Annotated in this window: 12 protein-coding genes; 7 read left to right on the forward strand and 5 right to left on the reverse strand. The window is 73.6% G+C overall.

Going from position 1 to position 22,062, the window contains the following annotated elements; translation table 11 throughout:
• Window positions 1–25: 25 nt before the first annotated feature.
• From prfB to ACZ3ZE_RS05645, 3 genes are all read right to left on the reverse strand, one after another.
• Complete coding sequence (prfB, locus tag ACZ3ZE_RS05635; RefSeq protein ID WP_361179555.1) at window positions 26–1,135, reverse strand: peptide chain release factor 2; 1,110 nt, start codon at window positions 1,133–1,135, stop codon at window positions 26–28.
• Window positions 1,136–1,181: 46 nt separating this feature from the next.
• Entirely contained in the window at window positions 1,182–2,417 is a 1,236-nt protein-coding gene (locus ACZ3ZE_RS05640; protein ID WP_361179553.1) for a serine/threonine-protein kinase, read from the reverse strand.
• 152 nt (window positions 2,418–2,569) lie between these two features.
• The gene (locus ACZ3ZE_RS05645) at window positions 2,570–4,417 is read right to left on the reverse strand and encodes a serine/threonine-protein kinase (RefSeq protein WP_361179550.1); all 1,848 of its coding nucleotides are present in this window, start codon (window positions 4,415–4,417) and stop codon (window positions 2,570–2,572) included.
• 512 nt (window positions 4,418–4,929) lie between these two features.
• Between ACZ3ZE_RS05645 and ACZ3ZE_RS05650 the strand changes: the two genes are divergently transcribed.
• The 4 genes from ACZ3ZE_RS05650 (at window position 4,930) to ACZ3ZE_RS05665 (ending at window position 12,699) form a co-directional block, all read left to right on the forward strand.
• The gene (locus ACZ3ZE_RS05650; RefSeq protein ID WP_467257468.1) at window positions 4,930–8,991 is read left to right on the forward strand and encodes an FtsK/SpoIIIE domain-containing protein; all 4,062 of its coding nucleotides are present in this window, start codon (window positions 4,930–4,932) and stop codon (window positions 8,989–8,991) included.
• Window positions 8,992–9,112: 121 nt separating this feature from the next.
• Window positions 9,113–10,465: an ABC transporter substrate-binding protein gene (locus ACZ3ZE_RS05655; RefSeq protein ID WP_361179546.1), complete on the forward strand. Its 1,353-nt coding sequence runs from the start codon at window positions 9,113–9,115 to the stop codon at window positions 10,463–10,465.
• 3 nt (window positions 10,466–10,468) lie between these two features.
• Window positions 10,469–11,836: a carbohydrate ABC transporter permease gene (locus ACZ3ZE_RS05660; protein ID WP_361179543.1), complete on the forward strand. Its 1,368-nt coding sequence runs from the start codon at window positions 10,469–10,471 to the stop codon at window positions 11,834–11,836.
• Window positions 11,833–12,699, forward strand: coding sequence for a carbohydrate ABC transporter permease (locus tag ACZ3ZE_RS05665; protein WP_361179541.1), 867 nt, complete (start codon window positions 11,833–11,835; stop codon window positions 12,697–12,699). The genes ACZ3ZE_RS05660 and ACZ3ZE_RS05665 overlap by 4 nt, the downstream gene beginning before the upstream one ends.
• A gap of 73 nt (window positions 12,700–12,772) precedes the next feature.
• Here ACZ3ZE_RS05665 and ACZ3ZE_RS05670 read toward each other — a convergent pair whose 3' ends face one another.
• On the reverse strand, window positions 12,773–13,378 hold the full coding sequence (locus ACZ3ZE_RS05670) for a TetR/AcrR family transcriptional regulator (RefSeq protein WP_361179538.1): 606 nt from the start codon (window positions 13,376–13,378) through the stop codon (window positions 12,773–12,775).
• 138 nt (window positions 13,379–13,516) lie between these two features.
• Here ACZ3ZE_RS05670 and ACZ3ZE_RS05675 point away from each other — a divergent pair, with 138 nt between their 5' ends.
• Genes ACZ3ZE_RS05675 through ACZ3ZE_RS05685 form a run of 3 tightly spaced genes read left to right on the forward strand, consistent with a single transcriptional unit; the run spans window position 13,517 to window position 16,654 of the window.
• The gene (locus ACZ3ZE_RS05675; RefSeq protein ID WP_361629923.1) at window positions 13,517–14,479 is read left to right on the forward strand and encodes an ABC transporter permease; all 963 of its coding nucleotides are present in this window, start codon (window positions 13,517–13,519) and stop codon (window positions 14,477–14,479) included.
• Window positions 14,466–15,317 (forward strand): ABC transporter ATP-binding protein, encoded by an 852-nt coding sequence (locus ACZ3ZE_RS05680; protein ID WP_467257470.1) that lies wholly within the window; start codon window positions 14,466–14,468, stop codon window positions 15,315–15,317. The genes ACZ3ZE_RS05675 and ACZ3ZE_RS05680 overlap by 14 nt, the downstream gene beginning before the upstream one ends.
• Before the next feature lie 26 nt (window positions 15,318–15,343).
• A complete protein-coding gene (locus ACZ3ZE_RS05685) occupies window positions 15,344–16,654 on the forward strand; it encodes a glycosyltransferase 87 family protein (protein WP_467257473.1) in 1,311 nt (436 codons plus the stop codon).
• A gap of 79 nt (window positions 16,655–16,733) precedes the next feature.
• Here ACZ3ZE_RS05685 and ACZ3ZE_RS05690 read toward each other — a convergent pair whose 3' ends face one another.
• Complete coding sequence (locus ACZ3ZE_RS05690) at window positions 16,734–21,692, reverse strand: NAD-glutamate dehydrogenase (protein ID WP_361179532.1); 4,959 nt, start codon at window positions 21,690–21,692, stop codon at window positions 16,734–16,736.
• Window positions 21,693–22,062: the final 370 nt, after the last annotated feature.

The following is a 22,062-nucleotide window of genomic DNA, read 5'->3' on the forward strand; positions in this document are numbered from 1 at the left end:
CTCCGTGGTGAAGAAGAAAAGGCGACTAGCTCGCCTGCTCCTGCTGCTTGCGCCAGCGGATGCCCGCCTCCAGGAAGCCGTCGATCTCGCCGTCCAGGACGGACTGCGGGTTGCCGACCTCGAACTCCGTGCGGAGGTCCTTGACCATCTGGTACGGGTGGAGGACGTAGGAGCGCATCTGGTTGCCCCAGGAGCTGCCGCTGTCCTTGAGGGCGTCCATCCTGGCGCGCTCCTCCTGGCGCTGGCGCTCCAGCAGCTTGGCCTGGAGGACGTTCATGGCGCTCGCCTTGTTCTGGATCTGGGAGCGCTCGTTCTGGCAGGAGACCACGATGCCGGTCGGGAGGTGGGTGATGCGCACCGCCGAGTCGGTCGTGTTGACGCCCTGGCCTCCGGGGCCGGAGGCGCGGTAGACGTCGACGCGGAGGTCCGAGTCGTCGATCTCGACGTGGTCGGAGGACTCGACGACCGGGAGGATCTCGACGCCCGCGAAGGAGGTCTGGCGGCGGCCCTGGTTGTCGAAGGGCGAGATGCGGACCAGGCGGTGGGTGCCCTGCTCGACGGAGAGGGTGCCGTAGGCGTAGGGGGCCTTGACCACGAAGGTGGTCGACTTGATGCCGGCCTCTTCCGCGTACGAGGTCTCGTAGATCTCCGTCGAGTAGCCGTGCCGCTCGGCCCAGCGCAGGTACATGCGCTGGAGGCGCTCGGCGAAGTCGGAGGCGTCGACGCCGCCGGCCTCGGCGCGGATGTTGACCAGCGCCTCGCGCTCGTCGTACTCGCCGGAGAGGAGGGTGCGGACCTCCATCTCGTCGAGCGCCTTGCGGACGGCCGTCAGCTCGGTCTCGGCCTCGGCCCGGGTGTCCGGGTCGTCCATCTCCTCGGCGAGCTCGAAGAGCACCCCGAGGTCGTCGATGCGGCCACGCAGCGTCTCGGCCTTGCGCACCTCGGCCTGGAGGTGCGACAGCTTGCTGGTGATCTTCTGCGCCGCCTCCGGGTCGTCCCAGAGGGACGGGGCCGCGGCCTGCTCTTCGAGCACGGCGATGTCTGCCCTCAACTTATCGAGGTCCAGAACGGCCTCGATCGACCCCATGGTCGAGGAGAGGGACTTCAGCTCTTCGGATACATCGACGACTGCCACGCGTCCAGCGTAACGGCTCCCGGCCCGGAGCCGGACCTGTGGCCGCCTACGGCTGCGAGGACTGCTTCGAGTCCTGCGGCGGGGCCTCGGCGTCCCCGGACGCCGCCAGGTAGCCGCCCGCCCCCAGCGCGGCCGCCAGGACGACCGCGGCGACGGTGAGCGTGATCCGGCGTTTGCGGACCGTCTCGGCCTTGTGCCGGGCCGATCCGGGCCGTCTGGCGCTCGCCGAGCGGGGGGCGCGGGCGGTGCCCAGCGGGCCGCCGGAGAGCTCGTCGGGGCCGGGGACCCGCATGGAGGTGTGGGTGTCCCGGTTGGAGTCGGTCGAGGCGCCGGGGACGAGGGGGACGGCGGCCCGGCGCGGGGCGGGCTCGCCCGTACCGGTCGGGAACGGGTCCTCCTCGTACGCGGGTTCCGCCGCCGGGTCCGCGTCGGGCTCGTCCACGTCGAGCGGCGGGATGCCCTTGAGCAGCGGCAGCACGTCCCGCAGCCGGGTGCCCAGCTCCGAGGCGCGCAGCCGGGAGGCGGGCGCCTTCGCGAGGCACTGGACGATCAGCTGCCACAGCTCCTCGGGGATGCCGGGCAGCGGGACGACGGTCTCGGTGACGTGGCGGCGCAGTACGGCGCCGGGGTGGCCGCCGCCGAAGGGCGTGAAGCCGGCGAGCAGCTCGTACAGGACGGTCGCGAGGGCGTAGATGTCGACGGCGGCGCGCGGCGGCAGGCCTTCGACGATCTCGGGGGCGAGGTAGTCGGGGGTGCCGATGATCCGGGTGGCCTTGGTGCGGCCGGGGGTGTCGATCAGCTTGGCGACGCCGAAGTCGGTGAGGAGGGCGGGGTGGGCGCCGCCGGGGCCGAGCGGGCCCTCCATGTCGAGCAGGATGTTCTCGGGCTTGACGTCCCGGTGGACGACCCCGGCCTTGTGGGCGGCGGCCAGGCCGTCGGCGACGTCGGCGATGATCGCGACGGCGGCCTCGGGGGCGAGCCGGCGTTCCCGGTCGAGGCGGGTGCGCAGGTCGGTGCCGCGGATGAGGTCCATGACCAGCGCCAGGTCGTTGCCGTCGACGACGAGGTCGCGGACGGAGACGACGTGCGGGTGGTCGAGTCCGAGCAGGGCGGTGCGCTCCTGGACGAAGCGGCCGACGAGCTCCTGGTCGGAGGCGAGGTCCTCGCGCAGCAGCTTGATGGCGACGGGCCCCTCGGGTCCCTCGCCGAGCCACACCGTGCCCGCGCTGCCCCGCCCGAGGATCTGGTGGGCCGTGTAGCGGCTGCCGATATTCCGTGCCAAGACTGCTCCCTCAGCGGCTGCGGTTCGCGTCAAAGTTACGCGGCCGAGGGCGCCCACCGGCACTTCCGAGGGGAAATCACCCCTCGGAAGTCGACAAAGAGACAGCATGGGTGCCCGAACGGGGTCGGCCGCCCCCGTGGTGCGGCCCGTGCCTACTGGCCCGTACCGCCGGTAGTACCGCTGCCGCCGGTGGATTCGCCGATCGACGAGACCCAGTCGGAGATCGAGCTGATGCCGTCGCCGATCGCCTGCCAGTAGCCCTTGCCCTGGGCGACCCAGTCCTGGAGCGGGGTCAGCTCCCAGACGAGCCAGCCCGCGACGACGAACAGCACGATCGTGAACAGGCAGCCCTTGAGGCAGCCGAGGCCGGGGATCCGCATCGGGTTGGCGCCACGCTGACGCGGCGGGCGCGGCTCGCGCGGCGCCGGGGCGGGCGGCGCGGACTGCGGGGGCGGCTGCGGCGGCGCGTACTGCTGCTGCGGCGGCTGCGGCGCGTACTGTCCCCCTGGGCCCTGCGGCCCGGGAGGTGCCCCCCGCCGCTGGGGCGGCTGGGGCGCGTACGGCTGGGGCTGCTGCTGGTACTGCTGCGGCTGCTGATGCTGTGGCGGGCGCTGCGGCTGCTGGTACTGCTGCGGCGGCTGGTTCTGCTGATGCTGCGGGGGCCGCTGCTGGTACTGCGGCGGCTGGCCCGGGTGCTGGCCCTGCTGCTGCCCCTGCGGGCCCTGCCCCGGGTACGGCGGCTGCCGGCGCTGCGGGCGGCGCCGCAGCGGGTCCTCGCTCGGGTCCAGGTACTGCATCTGCGTCTGCTCGTTGCGGTCGCGGACCGCCCGCAGCTGGCTCTCCCACGGGTGCGGGCCGTCGCTCTGCGGCGGGGTCTGCGGCGGCTGCGACGGTACGGGGGGCAGCACGGCGGTCGGGTCGGCCGCGCCGGTCGCCGGGAGGACCGCCGTCGGGTCCGCCGCGCCGGCCGGGCCGCCGGTCGGCATCACGCCGGTCGGCGCCGCCGGGTCGTACTGCGCGGCGCCGCTCGGCAGCACCTGGGTGGCGCCGGCCGGGTCCGTGCCCGGGGTCTCCGGGACGGGCGCCGGGGCCGGGTCGGGGGCGAGCAGGGCGCCCACGCCGTCCGCGGCCTCGATCTGGGCGGGGGTGGCGTGCACGCCGATGCCGGCGGCGACGGTGCGCAGGCCGCGGGCCAGGTTCTCGGCGCTGGGGCGCCCGTCCGGGTTCTTGCTCAGGCAGCGCTCGATCACGGTCCACAGCGGACCGGGCACGGTCGAGGGGCGGCGCGGCTCCTCGCTCAGGTGCCGGTGCAGGACCTCCAGGGCCGTGCCGCCGGCGAACGGCGGGCGCCCGGTGACCAGCTCGTACAGCAGGATGCCGGCGCCGTAGACGTCGACGGCGGAGGTCTGCGGGCGGCCCTCGGCGGACTCCGGGGCGACGTACGCGGGCGTGCCGACGAACTCGTGGGTGCGGGTCAGGCCCGGGGAGTCGGCGAGCCGCGCGATGCCGAAGTCGGTCAGCATCGGGAACATGGCGCCGTCCCGCTCGTCGAGCAGCACGTTCGCGGGCTTGAGGTCGCGGTGGACGACGCCGGCGGCGTGGCTCGCGGCGAGCGCGTCGGCGACCTGCGCGGTCAGCAGCGCGGCGGCGACCGGGGTGAGCGGGCCGTTCTCGCGGATGTAGCGGTGCAGGTCGGGGCCGTCGACGAGGTCCATGACCAGGGCGAGGAGGTCGCCCTCCACGACGAGGTCGCGGGTGCGCACGATGTTGGGGTGGGTCAGCCGGAGCAGCACGGACCGCTCGCGCAGGAAGCGCATCACGATGTCCGGGTCGTTGGAGAGCTCCTCCTTGAGGACCTTGATCGCCACGGCCTCGCCGGGCCGGCCCTGCACGGCGGCGTCGGCGCCGGCCGCCTCCGTCTGGCGGGCTCGCCAGACGGTGCCCGTGGCGCCGCGGCCGAGCGGCTCCTCGAGCAGGTACTTGCTGCCGATAGGCCGCACGTCACGCGCTCCCTGCTGATCGTGGTCCCGGGACGCCCCGGGTGGGTCTGAGGAGGATCCCCGGGGTTCCTGTGTGTTCTGTGACCCGTCCGGGTGTCCGACCCACTTTAGTGCCGCCGAACGGGTCATCGACCGTGCACGGGAGGGCGTATTCCGGTGGGTCCGAAGGGGCCGGCCGGGGGATGTCGCCGGGTCCGGCCCGTGAGGGAACCGGGTCCGGCCCTTCCGGAAGGGAGACGCCCGGTACGCGGCGGAGGTTGCCGGAAGCGACGCGAGACATACGCAACCAGGCGTTTTCGCGTCGCCGTGTGATCGAACAAGATCACTTCTGGACGACCCGTGGGCGGGTTGTCAGCGGCAGGTGCGAGGATGCGTACAGCACGTCGTGTCGAGGGTCGGGAGCCCTCGCACCGTGCCGACCTGAACCGGACGACGCGTCCGTGCCGGGTGGGGGGAGTCAGCGGGCGGTTCCCCCCTCCGGGCGCGCCGCGCAGAAGGGACCGCTGACGGCGATGCAGATCCGGCTGACCGTCCTCGCGCCGCACGCCGGCCACGGCGCGGGGCGCACCTGCGACGTGCTCGTCACCGCCCCCGCGGGGACGGAGCTGGCCGCCGTGGCCTCCTCCCTCGCCGCGGCCGTCTCGGGCCCCGACACCTCCTCCTCCGGCACGACCGTGCTCTACGCGGGCGGGGAGCGGCTGGACACCCGGCGCTGCGTGCTCGGCGAGCCGCCGCTGGTCGACGGGGCGGTGCTCTCCCTCCAGGTCCCCGGCCCCGACGAGGGGATAGCCGAGGGCGCCCCGGCCCGCCTGCACGTGGTGGCCGGACCGGACGCCGGCGGCGTGCATCTGCTGCACGGCGGAGCGATCAGAATCGGCCGTTCCGTCGACGCGGACGTGCCGCTCGACGACCCGGACGTCTCGCGGGCCCACTGCACGGTGACGGTCGGCCCCGACGGCCGCGTCACGGTCACGGACCAGGGCTCCACGAACGGGACGACCCTCGACGGCGCCCCGGTCGGCCCCCAGCCCGTCCGCTTCCCGCCGGGCGCCGTGCTGCGCGTCGGCGAGTCCGCGTTGCGCCTGACCGGCGGGGGCGGGGGGAGCGGTACGGGCCGGTCCGACGGTACGAACACGAGCGGGTCCGGCCGTACGAACCGGTCCGACGGTACGGGCGGCGCGGGCGGCTCCCGGAGCACCGACCGCTCCGGCACCCGAGCCTCCGCCCGGCCCTCCACCACCTCCGACTCACCCCCCGACGACACCCTCCCGACCGCCCCGGACGGCGAGGGCCACCTGCGCGTGCGCCGCGCCGGAGCCCCCGGCCCCGACGCCACGGACGCACCCGGCGACACGGGTCAGGGGACGCGCCCCAGCGCCTACGCGCCGCCCCACGGCCCGGGCACGGTCTCCGAAGGCGCCACCTACGGCGGCTCCCGGGGCATCGGCACCGGCCTCGGCGGCGATGCCTCAGGCGACGGCCACACGCGCGCGCAGGAGCCCACCGGCTCCGAGGGCGAGCCCGGCATCGAGGCGCACAGCCGGACCCGTCAGACCCCGGCCCGCAAGCGCGGGCTCGGGGCCTGGGCCCGGCGGCTCGCGGGCGGCAAGGACGACGCGCGGACCGGCGAGACCGGCGAGTACGGCGTGGTTCCGGTGCCGGCCTTCGCCGAGACCAGACCCGGCAGCCTGCCCGGTACCGCCGCCGCGGGCCCCGCCCCCTCGCCCGACAGCTGGCCCGACCCCGCCGCCGTCCTGCTCACCGCGCTCGGCCCCGGCCGGCGCCTGTGGGAGCGGGATCTCGACCACCCCGAGGCCTTGGTGGTCCGGCTCGGCACGACGGACCGCGCCGAGCTGTCCGGGGTGCCGGTCACCGTCGGCCTGCGGGAGGCCGGTTCGCTGGGGCTCGCCGGTCCCGGCGCGCGGCTCGCGGGTCTGGCCCGCTCGGTCGTCGCGCAGCTGGCCGCCCTGCACTCCCCCGGCGACCTGGAGATCGTGCTGATCAGCGCCGACCGGAACCGCTCCCTGGAGGAGCGGCGCCGGGCCTGGGGCTGGCTCGGCTGGCTCCCGCACGTACGGCCCGGGCACGGCCAGGACTGCCGGCTGCTCCTGGCGTACGACCGGGAGCAGGCGCAGGCGCGGCTGACGGAGCTCACCCGGCGCCTGGACGACGGCCCGCTCGGCGCGGGCTGGCCCAGCGCGGACCGGGCGACGGTCTCCGAGGCCGCCGCGCACCACGAGGGGCCGGCGACGGTCGTCATCGTGGACGGCGACCCCGGCTCCGCCGCGCTGCGCGAGACGGCGGCGCGGCTCGCCGCGGCGGGCGCGGCCTCCGGCATCCATCTGCTCTGCCTCGCCGAGGCGCCCTCCGCCTCGCCCGCCTCCCCGGTGGCGGCGACGTACGAGGAGGCGTGCGCCAGTTCCTTCGCCTTCCGCGAGTGCGGGGCGGCGGCGCTGCTCAGCGGCGACGTGGCCACGGCGCTGCGGCTGCTGCGGACGGCCGGCGGCCGGGTGGCGGGGCACGGCACGGTCGGCGTGGTGGACGCGGTGTCCGTGGCGTGGGCCGAGCGGTTCGGGCGGGCGCTGGCCCCTTTGCGTACGGAGACGGGCTCGGGCGCGGGCCAGGGGCGGTCCGCCGTCCTGCCGCCCTCGGCGCGGCTCCTGGACGAGCTGGGTCTGGCCCGGGCCACCCCGGCGTCGCTGATGGCGCGCTGGGCCTCGGCCGCGGACGGTACGGCGGTGCTGGGCGCGGGCCCGCGCGGGCCGGTGGCCGTGGACCTCACGGCGGAGGGCCCGCACCTGCTGATCGAGGGCCCGGCGGGCAGTGGCCGCACGGAGCTGCTGCGGGCCATCGCCGCCTCCCTGGCGGCGGGTGGGCGCCCCGACCGGCTGGGGCTGCTCCTGGTCGACGGCGCGGGCGGGGAGCGCGGCGAGGGACTCGCGGCCTGTACGGAGCTGCCGCACGTGACGGAGCATCTGGTCGCCTCCGACCCGGTGCGGATGCGGGAGTTCGCGCAGGCGCTGGGCGGCGAGCTGAAGCGCCGCGCGCAGCTGCTGGGCGACACCCACTTCGCGGACCGCCGTTCCGGCCGGCTGATCGGCCAGCGCGCCGCGAGCCCCGCCGAGTCCGTCTCCCCGACGGCCCGCGCCACCGCCCGCATCCCCGACGCCCGCGCGGGCGCGGCGGACCTGCCCGACCGCCCGAGCGGCCGCACCCTGCGCACGAGCGGCGGCGACCTGGGCGACACCCCGAGCACCCGCCTGCCCCGCCCGGGGACGGGCAACCCCGGCGACCGCACCGGCAGCAGGACGCCGTACCCGGGCAGCGGCCCACACACTCCGCCCCCCGGCTCGGACCTTCTGGGCGACCGCACCAGCAGCCGCACCCCGTACCCGAGCACCGGCCAGCACACCCCGCCCCCCGGCTCCGACCTCCCGGGCGACCGGACCAACAGCCGCACCCCGTACCCGGGCACCGGCCACCACACTCCACCCCCCGGTTCCGACCTCCTCGGCGACCGCCCGAGCAGCCGCACCCTCCGCGCCAACGGCGGCGACCTCGGCGACACCCCCAGCAGCCGCCTGCCCCGCCCCGGGACGGGCAACCCCGGCGACCGCACCAACAGCCGCACCCCGTACCCGGGCAACAGCCCACACACTCCGCCCCCCGGCTCGGACCTCCTCGGCGACCGCCCGAGCAGCCGCACCCTCCGCACGAGCGGCGGCGACCTCGGCGACACCCCCAGCGCCCGCCTGCCCCGTCCCGCTACCGGGACCGGCGACCTGGCCGACCGTTCCGGCAGCCGCACGTCCTACCCGGGCGGCCCCCACACCCCGCCCCCCGGCTCCGATCTGCTCGGCGACTCGCCGAGCGGGCGGCTGTCCCGGTCCGGGGCGGGGGACCTGGGGGAGCGTCCGAGTGCCCGCGCCCATCGGGCGGGCGCCGACGACCTCACGTATCTGCCCAGCGGGCGTACCCCGCGCGGTGACGGCGGCGGGGCGCCGGTGCAGGTGCCGCAGCCGGCCGCCGAGGGTGCGGGTTCGTTGCCGCGGCTCGTCGTGCTCGTGGACGACTTCGACGCGCTGGTCGCGCCCGCGCTGGGCGCGCCGGGGCGGCCGGCGGCCGGGTCGGTGGTGCGGGCCCTGGAGGCCGTCGCGCGCAACGGGGCGCGGCTCGGGGTGCACCTGATCGCCGCGTCGGCGCGGCCGGACCGGACGGTGGACACGGAGCTGGCGCACGGCGCGCGGCTGCGGATCGTGCTCGATCCGCCGCCGGTGACGGCCGGTCCCGACGAGCCGCAGCCGGGCCGGGGGCGCCTCGGGCACCCGGATGGGCGGGTGACTCCTTTCCAGACGGGCCGGGTCACGGGGCGCATCCCGCGCACGGCGACGCTGCGTCCGACGGTGGTCCCGCTGGAGTGGGAGCGGATGGGCGATCCGCCGACCCGCCGACCGGTCCGCGAGCTGGGCAACGGCCCGACGGATCTGGCCCTGCTCGCGAGCGCCCTGGACCGGGCCGCGCGGTCCGTCGAGGCCACTCCCGTACCGCCGCTGACGTCGCCCACGCACGCCTGACGGCACGTCACGAGCCCATCACGATCCCCCGCTCGACCCGGAAGGCGGTATTGCGGGCCCGGGGCGCCCGGCGTAGACCTGAGCCCACGGGACCAGGAAGCGCGGGAGAGGCGGGGCTCGGATGCGGGGCAGCAGAACTCTTCGGATCGTCGCGGTGGCGGCGGTGGCCGTCCTGACGGCCACCGCCTGTGGCGGGGGCGGCGACAAGGAGCCGGGCGCGCCCGCGCCCAGCGCGAGCGGCGGCGGGCTCTCGTTACCGTCCTTGAAGGGCGAGAAGATCGAGGTCGCGGCCGTCTGGACGGGCCCCGAGCAGGAGAACTTCGTCAAGGTCCTGAAGGAGTTCGAGAAGCGCACGGGCGCGACCGTCACCTTCGTGCCCGCGCAGGACCCGATCGTGAACTTCCTCGGCACGAAGATCGCCGGCGGTTCGCCGCCGGACGTGGCGATGCTGCCGCAGGTCGGCGCGATCCGGCAGGCCGCCACGCAGAAGTGGCTCAAGCCGCTCGGCCCGGAGGCCAGGGCCCAGCTGGCGAAGAACTACTCGAAGGGCTGGCAGGACCTGGGGGCGGTCGACGGCACCCCGTACGGGGTGTACTTCAAGGCCGCCAACAAGTCCCTGGTCTGGTACAACACCGCCGTGTTCGACAACGCGGGCGCGAGCGAGCCGAAGACGTGGAAGGAGCTGCTCGCCACCGCCGAGACGATCTCGGCCTCGGGTGTCACGCCGGTCTCCGTGGGCGGCGCGGACGGCTGGACGCTGACCGACTGGTTCGAGAACGTCTATCTCTCCCAGGCGGGTCCCGAGAAGTACGACCAGCTGGCGAAGCACACCCTCAAGTGGACGGATCCGTCGGTCGGCCGCGCGCTGACGACGCTCGCCGAGCTGTTCGGCAAGCCGGCGCTGCTCGCGGGCGGCACGAACGGGGCACTGCAGACGGAGTTCCCCGTCTCGGTGACGCAGACCTTCACCGGCGGCGACCGGGCGAAGGCCGCGATGGTCTTCGAGGGCGACTTCTCGGCGGTCAACATCGCGCAGACCGGCGCCAAGGTCGGGACGGACGCGAAGGTGTTCCCGTTCCCGGCCGTCGGCGACGGCGGCACGGCGCCGGTGGTGACCGGCGGCGACGCGGCGGTGGCGCTCAAGGACGGCAAGGGGGCGCAGGCCCTGCTGACCTTCCTCGCCTCGCCCGAAGCGGCCCGGATCTGGGCGGCCGAGGGCGGCTTCCTCTCCCCCAACAAGGGCCTCGACAAGGCCGCGTACCCCAACGACGTGCAGCGGGAGATCGCGGCGGCGCTGATCGGGGCGGGCGACGCCTTCCGCTTCGACATGTCGGACCAGATGCCGCAGTCGTTCGGCGGGACGCCCGGCAAGGGCGAGTGGAAGGCGCTCCAGGACTTCCTGAAGAACCCGAAGGACGTCGCCGGGACCCAGGCCCGACTGGAGGCCGAGGCCGCCAAGGCGTACCGGGGCTGACCGATGAGCAGCGGAGGAACGCAGACCCGTCCGAACGCCGCTGACCGCGCCCGGCCCCGTACCCGTACGGGCGCCCGGCGCGGGCCCCGCGCCGGCCTCACCGCCGCCGCCTTCCTGCTGCCCGCCCTCGTCCTGCTCGGCGCGCTGGTCGTCTACCCGATCGGCTACTCGGTCCAGCGCTCCTTCTTCGACAGGGCGGGCGACTCGTTCGCGGGCCTGGACAACTACGTCACCCTGTTCACGGACGAGTCGATCCGCACCGCCGTCCGCAACAACCTGATCTGGGTGGTGGTCGCGCCCACGGTGGCGACGGCGCTCGGCCTGGTCTTCGCGGTGCTCACCGAACGGGTGCGCTGGGGAACGGCGTTCAAGCTGGTCGTCTTCATGCCGATGGCCATCTCGATGCTCGCCGCCGGGATCATCTTCCGGCTGGTGTACGAGCAGGACCCGGACCGCGGGGTCGCCAACGCGGTCTGGGTGGGCGTGCACGACACCTTCGCCGAGGCCTCGGGCTTCCCGCGGGCCCGCCCGCTGCCGGTGCACCCGCTGAAGGACGCGGGCGGCGGGGCGTACGTCACCACGTCCCCGGTCCGTACCGGGGAGCTCGCCCGGCTGCCGCTGATCGGCGTCGCGCCGGCGCGGATGCCCGAGGGCGCCCGCCCGGCCCGTACCCCCGCACCGGCCGCCGAGGGGATCTCCGGCACCGCCTGGCTGGACTTCACCCGGGGCGGCGGCGGGAAGCCCAACGTCGTCGACCCGAAGGAGCTGGGGCTCAAGGGGCTGCGGATCGAGGCGGTGAAGGACGGGAGCGTCGTCGCGCGCGCCACGGCCGCCGCCGACGGCACGTTCACCCTGCCGCCGGCCGCCGACGGGGCCGTCCTGCGGCTCCCCGCGAGCAACTTCCGCGAGCAGTACGACGGGGTGGAGTGGCTCGGTCCGTCGCTGGTGACGCCCGCGATCATCGGCAGTTACGTGTGGATGTGGGCCGGCTTCGCGATGGTGCTGATCGCCGCCGGGCTCGCGGGGCTGCCGCGCGAACTCCTCGAAGCGGCCCGGGTCGACGGGGCGAACGAGTGGCAGGTGTTCCGGCGGATCACGGTCCCGCTGCTCGCGCCGGTCCTCGCGGTCGTCCTGGTGACCCTGATGATCAACGTGCTCAAGGTCTTCGACCTGGTCTTCATCATCGCGCCGGGTTCGGCGCAGGACGACGCCAACGTGCTCGCGCTCCAGCTGTACCGCTCGTCGTTCGGGACGGACGCCGACCTCGGGGTGGGTTCCGCCATCGCCGTCCTGCTGCTGCTCCTGGTGCTGCCGGTGATGGCGCTCAACATCCGCCGGATGCGCCGTACGCGAAGGGAGACCCGCCGATGAGCCGCCGCCCGGCCCGCCCCCTGGGGTCCCGGATCGCCGCCCGTGCCGCCGGTGGCACCGTGCGGGTCTTCCTCGTGCTTGTCGCGCTGTTCTGGCTGATGCCGACTGTGGGGCTGCTCTTCTCCTCGCTGCGCTCCCCGTCCGACATCGCCTCGGGCGGCTGGTGGCAGGTCTTCGCCACGCCCGCGCAGCTGACCACAGAGAACTACCGGCAGCTCCTCGCCAACGAGACGATCACCGACTCGCTCGTCTCCACGGTCCTGATCACCGTCCCGGCGACGCTCCTGGTCATCGTGATCGGCGCGCTCGCCGGGTACGCCTTCGCCTGGCTGGACTTCCCCGGCCGGGACTGGTGGTTCCTGGTGGTCGTGGGGCTGCTCGTGGTGCCCGTGCAGGTGGCCCTGGTGCCGGTGTCGAAGCTGTTCGGCACGGTCGGGATCTTCGAGACGACCCTGGGCGTGGTGCTGTTCCACACGGCCTTCGGGCTGCCGTTCGCGATCTTCCTGCTGCGGAACTTCTTCGCGGAGATCCCGCGCGAGCTCCTGGAGGCGGCCCGGCTCGACGGGGCCGGCGAGATCCGCCTGTTCACCCGGGTGGTGCTGCCGCTGGGCGGGCCCGCGGTCGCCTCGCTGGGCATCTTCCAGTTCCTGTGGGTGTGGAACGACATGCTGGTGGCGCTGATCTTCGCGGACGCGCAGTCGCCGCCGATCACGGTCGCGCTCCAGCAGCAGGTACGCCAGTTCGGCAACAACGTCGACGTGCTGGCGCCGGGCGCGTTCGTGTCGATGGTGATCCCGCTGCTGGTCTTCTTCGCCTTCCAGCGGCAGTTCGTGTCGGGGGTGATGGCGGGGGCGGTGAAGTAGGGCCCCCGGCCCGGCCCCGTGCCCGCCCGGCCCCCGTACGCGCTGTGGGCTACGCCCCCGTACGCGCCGTGCGCTACGCCCGCAGCGCCGCCACCGCCGCCCGGGCGAGGTCGTCGAGGTAGCCCTTCGGCGTCGCGGTGCGGACCACCACGAGCCGCCAGTACAGCGGGCCGACGACCAGGTCCAGGGCCCGGTCCGGGTCGGCGCCCTCGGGCAGTTCGCCGCGGGCGACGGCCTCGCGGACGACCTGGGCGACGACGCCCTGCTGGCTGTCGAGGAGGGCCGCCTTGATGGCCTCGGCGATCTCGGGGTTCCGCACCGACTCGACCAGCAGGTCCGGGATGACCTGCGAGGCCACGGGGTGGCGCAGGGCGTGCGAGGCGACCTCCAGGAGGGCCCGCACGTCCCCGTGGAGCGAGCCGGTGGAGGGTGCGGGCAGGCCTTGGACGGCGACGGCGCCGACGAGGTCGAGGACCAGGGAGAGCTTGGACTTCCAGCGGCGGTAGACGGCGGTCTTGCCGACCCCGGCGCGGCGGGCGATGCCCTCGATGGACATCCGGGCGAAGCCGACGGTGGCCAGCTCCTCGAAGACGGCGGCGCGGATGGCCTCGGTGACGTCCTCCCGGAGCACGGCGGCTCCCGCGGGGGTGCGGCGAGGGGTTCCGGAAGGTGTCGTCATGCCCAGGATTTTAGCCAGCGATTACCTGGACGTAAACGTCACGACGACACGGTTGCGTTCCGACGTCGAAGCGCCCTACCCTCCCCGTAGCGACGATACGGACCCGTTCCATCGAAGCCGAGAGCGAAGGCGATCCCCGTGACGACCCACACCCTCGACGAACCCCCGGCACCGCCGGCCCACCCGGCCGGCCCGGCCGAGGCGCCCCCCGCGCCTCCCGCGCCCCTCACCTCCGAGGAGCTCCGCGCCCTCGCCGCGCGCCACGGCCTGACCGTGAGCGGGGCCCGCCCCTCGCTCCCCGCGTACACCCGGCAGCTCTGGGCCCGGCGGCACTTCATCACCGCGTTCGCGACGGCCAAGCTGACCGCGCAGTACAGCCAGGCCCGGCTCGGCCAGGTCTGGCAGGTGATGAACCCGCTGCTCAACGCGGCCGTCTACTACGCGATCTTCGGCGTCCTCATGGACGTCCAGCGGGGCATCCCCGACTACGTCCCGTTCCTGATCACGGGCGTCTTCGCGTGGACCTTCACCTCGCAGACGATCATGACCGGCACCCGGGCCGTCAGCGGCAACCTCGGCCTGGTCCGCGCCCTGCACTTCCCGCGCGCCAGCCTGCCCATCGCGCTCGCGCTCCAGCAGCTCCAGCAGCTGGCCTTCTCGCTGGGCGCGCTGGTCGTGATCCTGCTCTGCTTCGGCGAGTTCCCCCGCGCCGCCTGGCTCCTGGCGGTCCCCGCCCTGCTGCTCCAGACGCTCTTCAGCACCGGGCTCGCCCTGGCGATGGCCCGGCTCGCCTCCCGCACCCCGGACATCGCGCAGCTGATGCCGTTCGTGCTGCGCACCTGGATGTACGCCTCCGGGGTCATGTGGTCGATCCAGCACCTGGCGGGCAACGGACGCTTCCCGCACCTGGTGGTGCTGGCCCTGCAGTGCAATCCGGCGGCCGTGTACATCGACCTGATGCGCTTCGCGCTGGTCGAGAGCTTCACGGGCGCCCAGCTCCCGCCGCACGTCTGGGCGGTGGCGACCGGCTGGGCGCTGCTCGCCTTCGCCGGCGGGTTCGTCTACTTCTGGAAGGCGGAGGAGACCTATGGCCGTGGCTGAACACACCGGAGCAGCCCGCGAACACATCGGAGCCGCCCCCGACCGCGCCGGAGCAGCCCACGAATGCGCCGGAGCCGCCCCCGACCGCGCGAGCGCCGGAGCGGCACCCGCCGACCGCGAGCCCACCGTCATCGCGGACGGCGTCCACGTCACGTACACCGAGCGCGGCGGCGCCGGGCGCACGCCGCACACCGTCCACGCCGTGAAGGGCGTCAGCTTCGCCGCGTACCGGGGCGAGGCGATCGGCCTGATCGGTTCGAACGGCTCGGGCAAGTCGACCCTCCTGAAGGCGGTCGCGGGCCTGCTGCCGACCAGCGAGGGCCGGATCTACACCCGTGGCCACCCCGCGCTCCTCGGGGTCAACGCGGCCCTGATGGGCGACCTGACGGGCGAGCGGAACGTGATCCTCGGCGGACTCGCGATGGGCATGAGCCGCAAGGAGATCGGCGAGCGCTACGCCGCCATCGTCGAGTTCTCCGGGATCAACGACCGGGGCGATTTCGTCTCGCTGCCGATGCGCACGTACTCCTCCGGCATGGGCGCCCGGCTCCGCTTCTCCATCGCCGCCGCGCGCAGCCACGACGTGCTGCTCATCGACGAGGCCCTCGCCACCGGCGACGCGCGCTTCCGCCGCCGCAGCCAACGCCGGATCGACGAACTGCGCGCCGAGGCCGGCACCGTCTTCCTGGTCAGCCACTCGAACTCCACCATCACCGAGACCTGCGACCGGGCCCTGTGGCTGGAGGCGGGAACGCTGCGGAGGGACGGGCCGGCGGACGAGGTCGTGGCGGCGTACGAGGAGTTCACCAGTACGGACGCCAAGACAGGGAAGAACTAGGACAAACCTGGCTAAAGTACGGAGGGATGACGACCGACCCGCCGCCCCAGCCCGGTGCGCCCGGCACGGCCCGCACGGAGTCCGCGCCGCCCGCCCTCACCCGCTCCCCCTTCGAGTCGGAGACCTTCACGTCCGCGACCTTCGTGACCGTCGGCCTCGGCCCCCGCCTCGCCCTCGCCGCGCTCTGGCTGCTCACCCGCGCCGGAATGCTCTACCTGCTGCACCGCGACAACCTCGGCATCGGCGGCGTCGCCAGCGAGGTGCACATCCTCTACCGGCACTGGTACGGCCTGCTCGCCCAGGGCACCTTCCCGCCCGGCGACGTCACCTGGCAGTACCCGCCGGGCGCGGGCCTGGTCATCATGTCGCCGGGGATCCTGCCCTGGCTGAGCTACTTCCAGGGCTTCGTCCTGCTCACCCTCCTCGCCGACGCCGCCGTCACCGTGGCCCTGGCCCGCGCCGACAGCGCCCGCCTCACCCACGGCGCCTGGTACTGGGTCCTCGGCCTCCCCCTGCTCCTGCACATCCCGCTCGCCCGCTACGACGTGCAGACCACCGCCCTCGCCGTGCTCGCCCTGCTCGCCCTCGCGGGCCGCTCCCCCGCCGCCCACCGGATCGGCGGGGCGCTCGCCGGGCTCGGCGCCCTGGTCAAGGTCTGGCCCGCGCTCACCCTGATCGGCACCCCGCGCGGCCGCACCACCCGCGAGGCCTGGACCGCCGCCGCCGTCACCGCCGCGACCCTCCTGATCACCCTGACGCTGCTCTTCTCCGACGCGCTGGGCTTCCTGCGCCAGCAGGGCGACCGGGGCGTCCAGATCGAGTCCCTGGGCGGCACCGGCCTCGCCCTGGCGCGGGCGACCGGGCTCTGGCCGGGCTCCGTCCAGTTCCGCTACGGCGCCTACGAGTACGTCGGGCCCTACGTCTCCACCGTCGGGCACGTGGCGCTGCTGCTGACCGTCGCCGCCTTCGGCTGGCTGCTGCTGTGGCGGATGCGCGCCCGCGCCTGGACCGCGGCCACCCCGCTCGACGCCGCCTTCGCCGCCGTGCTGCTCTTCACCGTCACCAGCCGGGTGATCAGCCCCCAGTACATGATCTGGCTGCTCGGCCTGGCCGCCGTCTGCCTGACCTCCCGGCGCACGGTGATGCGCCCGGTCGCCCTGCTGCTGCTCCCCGCCGCCGCGCTGAGCTCCCTCGCGTACCCCGTGCTGTACGCGGACGTCGCCGCCGGCACCTGGTCGGGGATCGCCGTGATGGTGCTCCGCAACGGCCTGCTGCTCGCGGCGGCGGCCCTGGCGGCCCGGCGCCTGTGGACCGGCTCGGTCACCGTCCCGGCCTGAGGGACGGGACACGAGGAAGGGGCGCCCCCACCGGTCCGTACCGGTGGGGGCGCCCCTTCCTCGTGCTGTTTCCCGCGGACTAGCTGTGCGTCCGCAGCAGCGTGCGCATCGTCCGCATCGCGACCGAGAGGTTCGCCAGGTCGAAGCCCTCCGAGCCCTGGATCTCCTCCAGGGTGGTGCGCGCCCGGCCCAGGATCGCCGCGTTGTCGTCCTCCCAGGCCTTGAACCGCTGCTCGGGCGTGGCGGCGCCGTTCCCGGCCGCCAGGACGTCCGCCGTGAGGCCGGCGTGCGCGGCGAACAGGTCCTCGCGGATGGAGGCGCGGGCCATCGACTGCCAGCGGTCGCTGCGCGGCAGCTCGATGATGCGGTCCATCAGGTCGGTGATCCGCAGCCGGTCGGCCAGGTCGTAGTAGACCTCGGCGACCGCCAGCGGGTCCTTGGCCGTGCGGTCCGCGATCGCGACGATGTCGAGCGTCGGGAAGGCGGAGGAGAACCCGGCCACGCGCAGCGCCAGCTCCTCCGGGACGCCGACCTCGGTCAGCTCGGCCAGGATCGACTGGTACCACTCCAGGTCCGCGCCGCGCAGCAGCTGGGGCAGCTTGTCCCAGACCTGCTCGACCCGGTCGGAGAAGAACTCGATGGTCTCGCCGATCTGGAGCGGCTGCGGCCGGTTGTTGAGCAGCCAGCGCGTGCCGCGCTCGACCAGGCGGCGCGAGTGCAGGCGCATCCGGGTCTGGAACTCGGCGGGCACCTTGTTGTCGAGCGCCTCGACGGCGTCCCAGACCTCGCTCAGGCGGAAGATCACGCGGGCCGCGGTCTGCGCCCGGACGATCTCCTCGATCGACGCGCCGGACTCCTCGCGGAGGCGGTGCAGGAAGGTCGAGCCGCCGGTGTTGACGGTGTCGTTGACCAGGACCGTCGTGATGATCTCGCGGCGCAGCGCGTGGTTGTCGACGGCCTCGGTGAACTTCTCACGCAGCAGCGTCGGGAAGTACGCGTGGAGCAGTCCGCGCAGGTACGGGTCGTCCGGCAGCCCCGTACCGATCAGCTCGTCGGCCACCGTGATCTTGGTGTACGCGAGGAGGACGGCGAGCTCCGGCTGGCTGAGCCCGCGGCCGCCGTTGAGCAGCTCGCGGATCTGCCGGTCGTTGGGCAGGAACTCCAGCGAGCGGTCGAGCGCCCCGTCCCGGCCCAGGCGGCGCATGAAGCGCTGGTGGGCGTGGAGCAGGGACGGCGACTGGGCGACCGCGTTGGCCAGGGCGGTGTTCTGCGCGTAGTTGTTGCGCAGGACGAGCGCGCCGACCTCGTCGGTCATCTCGGCGAGGATCTTGTTGCGCTGCTTGACGGTCATGTCGCCTTCGGTGACCAGACCGTTGAGCAGGATCTTGATGTTGACCTCGTGGTCGGAGGTGTCGACGCCGGCGCTGTTGTCGATGGCGTCGGTGTTCACCTTGCCGCCGGTGCCCTCGGGGCCGCCGGAGCGGGCGAACTCGATGCGGCCCAGCTGGGTCGCGCCGAGGTTGCCGCCCTCGCCGATGACCTGGGCGCGGACGTCCTGGCCGTCGACGCGGATGGGGTCGTTGGCCTTGTCGCCGACCTCGGCGTTGGTCTCGGCCGAGGACTTCACGTACGTGCCGATGCCGCCGTTCCACAGCAGGTCGACCGGCGCGTGCAGGACGGCCTTCATCAGCTCGGCCGGGGTCATCTTGGTGACCTTGTCCTCGATGCCGAGGGCGGCCCGGACGTGCCCGTTGACCGGGATCGACTTGGCGGTACGGGGGTGGATGCCGCCGCCGGTGGAGAGCAGCGAGGTGTCGTAGTCGGCCCAGGACGAGCGGGGCAGCTCGAAGAGGCGGCGGCGCTCGGCGTACGAGGTGGCCGCGTCCGGGTTCGGGTCGATGAAGATGTGCCGGTGGTCGAAGGCCGCGACGAGGCGGATGTGCTCGGAGAGCAGCATGCCGTTGCCGAAGACGTCGCCGGACATGTCGCCGACGCCGACGACGGTGAAGTCCTCGGTCTGGGTGTCGTGGCCCAGCTCGCGGAAGTGGCGCTTGACCGACTCCCAGGCACCGCGGGCGGTGATGCCCATGCCCTTGTGGTCGTAGCCGGCCGAACCGCCGGAGGCGAAGGCGTCGCCCAGCCAGAAGCCGTACGACTCGGCGACACCGTTGGCGATGTCGGAGAAGGTCGCGGTGCCCTTGTCGGCGGCGACGACCAGGTAGGTGTCGTCCTCGTCGTGGCGGACCACGTCGACCGGGGGCACGACCTCGCCGGCGACCAGGTTGTCGGTGATGTCGAGCAGCGCCGAGATGAAGGTCTTGTACGAGGCGATGCCCTCGGCCAGCCAGGCGTCCCGGTCCACGGACGGGTCCGGGAGCTGCTTGGCGACGAAGCCGCCCTTGGCGCCGACCGGCACGATGACGGTGTTCTTCACCATCTGCGCCTTGACCAGGCCGAGGATCTCGGTACGGAAGTCCTCACGCCGGTCGGACCAGCGCAGGCCGCCTCGGGCGACCTTGCCGAAGCGCAGGTGGACGCCCTCGACCCGCGGCGAGTACACCCAGATCTCGAAGGCCGGGCGGGGCGCCGGCAGGTCGGGGATGGCCTGCGGGTCGAACTTCATCGACACGTAGGAGTGCGGCCGGCCCTCGGCGTTCTTCTGGAAGAAGTTGGTCCGCAGGGTGGCCTTGATGACGGTGAGGAAGGAACGCAGGATGCGGTCCTCGTCGAGGGAGGCGACCTGGTCCAGGGCGCCGTCCAGCTCCTCCAGGAGGCCGTCGATCAGCTCGGTGCCGGCGCGCTGGCGCTCCGGGGCCATCCGGGCCTCGAAGAGGTTGACCAGCAGCCGGGTGGTGTGGACGTTGTTGCGGAGGGTGTCCTCCATGTAGTCCTGGCTGAAGGTCGAACCAGCCTGGCGCAGGTACTTCGCGTAGGCGCGCAGCACCATCGCCTCGCGCCAGTTGAGCCCGGCGGACAGGACGAGCGAGTTGAAGTTGTCGTTCTCGGCCTCGCCGGTCCAGGTGGCCGCGAAGGCCTCCTGGAAGCGCTCGCGGGCGTCCTCGCCGATGTAGTCGCCGCCGTTGCCGGTGGGCGTGGGCATCCGCAGACCGAAGTCGTAGATCCAGGCGTGCGAGCGGTCGTCGCAGCGCAGCTCGTACGGACGCTCGTCGGTCACCTCGACGCCGAGCCGGTTGAGGACCGGCAGGACGGCGGAGAGGGAGATCGGGTCGCCGGTCTTGTAGATCTTGAAGCGGCGCTCGCCGACGCCGGAGGCGACGGGCTCGTACAGGGAGAGCGCGAAGTCCTTGTCGCTGTCGGCCAGGGCCTCCAGGTGGACCAGGTCGGCCACGGCGGCGCGCGGCGAGTGGTCGGCCTTGTAGCCCTCGGGGAAGGCGTTGCCGTAGCGGCGGAGCAGCTCGGCGGCGCGCTCCTCGCCCAGCTCGGCGTTGAGCGCCTCGCCGAAGCCGTCGGCCCAGGAGCGGGCGGCCTCGGCGAGCCGGGCCTCGATGCGGTCGACGTCGGCCTCGGTGAGCTTGGCCAGCTCGGTGCCGGGCTCGACGCGGATGACGAAGTGCAGGCGGGACAGGATCGACTCGGTGTTCCAGGCCGTGAAGTCGACGCTGGCGCCCTGCAGCTCCTCCTTCAGGATGTCGATGATCCGCAGCCGGACGCGGGTGGTGTAGCGGTCCCGCGGCAGGTAGACGAGGGCCGAGTAGTAGCGGCCGTACTCGTCCTGGCGCAGGTAGAGCCGCAGCCGGCGCCGCTCCTGCAGGTACAGGACGCTGGTGACGATGGAGCGCAGCTCGTCGGCCGGGGTCTGGAAGAGCTCGTCGCGCGGGTAGGTCTCCAGGATCTGGAGGAGGTCGCGCCCGTCGTGGCTGCTCGGCGAGAAGCCGGCGCCCTCCAGGACCTCCTGGACCTTGCGCTTGACGACCGGCACGCGGCGCACGGACTCGGTGTACGCGGCCGAGGAGAAGAGGCCCAGGAAGCGCCGCTCGCCGACGACGTTGCCGTCGGCGTCGAACTTCTTCACGCCGACGTAGTCGAGGTACGAGGGGCGGTGCACGGTCGAGCGGCTGTTGGCCTTCGTCAGGACCAGCAGCTTGTGCTCGCGCGCCTTGGCGCGGGCGTCGGCGGGCAGCCGGCTGAACGACGGCGAGACGGGGTGGGCGTGCGGGTCGTCGTCGCTGTGGTGCGGGTCGGCGCGCAGGATGCCGAGGCCGGTGCCGGGCACGGCGGACAGGGCGTCACCGTTGACCAGCTCGTACTCGCGGTAGCCCAGGAAGGTGAAGTGGTCGTCCGAGAGCCAGCGCAGCAGCTCGCGGGCCTCTTCGACCTCGGTGGGCCGCAGGTCGGCGGGGGTGGGCTCGGCGGGCAGGGAGTCGGCGATGCGCAGCGCGGCCTCGCGCATCTTCTCCCAGTCCTCGACGGTCTCGCGGACGTCGGACAGGACGCGCAGCAGGTCGGCGGTGATCTGCTTGAGGTCGGCCTTGTCGGTCTCGCGGTCGATCTCGACGTGGATCCAGGACTCGACGAGCGCGTCGTGCGGCAGGGCGCCCTTCGGCTGCTCGGTGAGCACCTCGATCAGCTTGCCGGCCACGTCGCGGCGGACGAGGACCAGCGGGTGGACGACGACGTGGATGCCGCGCCCCTGGCGGGACAGCTCGTTGGTCACGGAGTCCACGAGGAACGGCATGTCGTCGGTGACCACCTCGACGACGGAGTGGCTGCAGGTCCAGCCGTTCTCCTCCACCGTCGGCGTGTGGACGCGGACGCTCGCGGTGCCCTGGGGGCGGTTCTCCGCGAGGCGGTAGTGCGAGAGTGCGGCACCGAAGACGTCGACGGGGTCGCGGTCCGTCAGGTCTTCCGGCGCCGTGTGCAGGTAGTAGCGCTGGAGGTAGTCGAGCAGGGTGTCACGGTCCGGACGCTCCCCGTTCTCCGGCCCTGTCGGAAGTCGCCCCCCGACCGGGCTGTTCTCAGCTACCCGGGCGGCCCGATCGAGCAGCTCGGCCTTGGCTTCGTCCAGCTTGGTCTGCATGTCCTCTGACTCCTGTCGCGCGCCATTGCGTGACGTCGGTGGAAGAAAGGACACAACGCCACGACGCGGTGGTACCGGTCGGAGTCGACGTTATGCCGCGATGAGAGATGTCCGGGCGCATATCGGCCACTGGGGCCTGCGCGCCGGGACGGAAGGGATCGGCGAACGCGCCATCGGCCCGGTCGCCGTGGCGAACCGGGCGGAAGCCGGGGGCTGCACTGCCCCCTCGGCGTATCGCGCTGATCACGGGAAAAGCCTATCGCTGTTGCCCCCCGCCCCGTCATGGTCCTTATGTGTACAAAACCAGGGGGGGAAGTTTGACACTGTGGACAGCGACGAATGGTTACCCGGGGCGTACCGACGAGAGCTC

The sequence above is a fragment of the Streptomyces sp. NPDC023157 genome (assembly GCF_055560575.1).

Excerpts from the sequence above, each read along its gene's own strand:
- ACZ3ZE_RS05650 (WP_467257468.1), top strand. The coding sequence starts at position 4,930 with ATGCAGATCCGGCTGACCGTCCTCGCGCCGCACGCCGGCCACGGCGCG.
- ACZ3ZE_RS05655 (WP_361179546.1), top strand. The coding sequence starts at position 9,113 with ATGCGGGGCAGCAGAACTCTTCGGATCGTCGCGGTGGCGGCGGTGGCC.
- ACZ3ZE_RS05660 (WP_361179543.1), top strand. The coding sequence starts at position 10,469 with ATGAGCAGCGGAGGAACGCAGACCCGTCCGAACGCCGCTGACCGCGCC.
- ACZ3ZE_RS05665 (WP_361179541.1), top strand. The coding sequence starts at position 11,833 with ATGAGCCGCCGCCCGGCCCGCCCCCTGGGGTCCCGGATCGCCGCCCGT.
- ACZ3ZE_RS05670 (WP_361179538.1), bottom strand. The coding sequence starts at position 13,378 with ATGACGACACCTTCCGGAACCCCTCGCCGCACCCCCGCGGGAGCCGCC.
- ACZ3ZE_RS05680 (WP_467257470.1), top strand. The coding sequence starts at position 14,466 with ATGGCCGTGGCTGAACACACCGGAGCAGCCCGCGAACACATCGGAGCC.
- ACZ3ZE_RS05685 (WP_467257473.1), top strand. The coding sequence starts at position 15,344 with ATGACGACCGACCCGCCGCCCCAGCCCGGTGCGCCCGGCACGGCCCGC.
- ACZ3ZE_RS05690 (WP_361179532.1), bottom strand. The coding sequence starts at position 21,692 with ATGCAGACCAAGCTGGACGAAGCCAAGGCCGAGCTGCTCGATCGGGCC.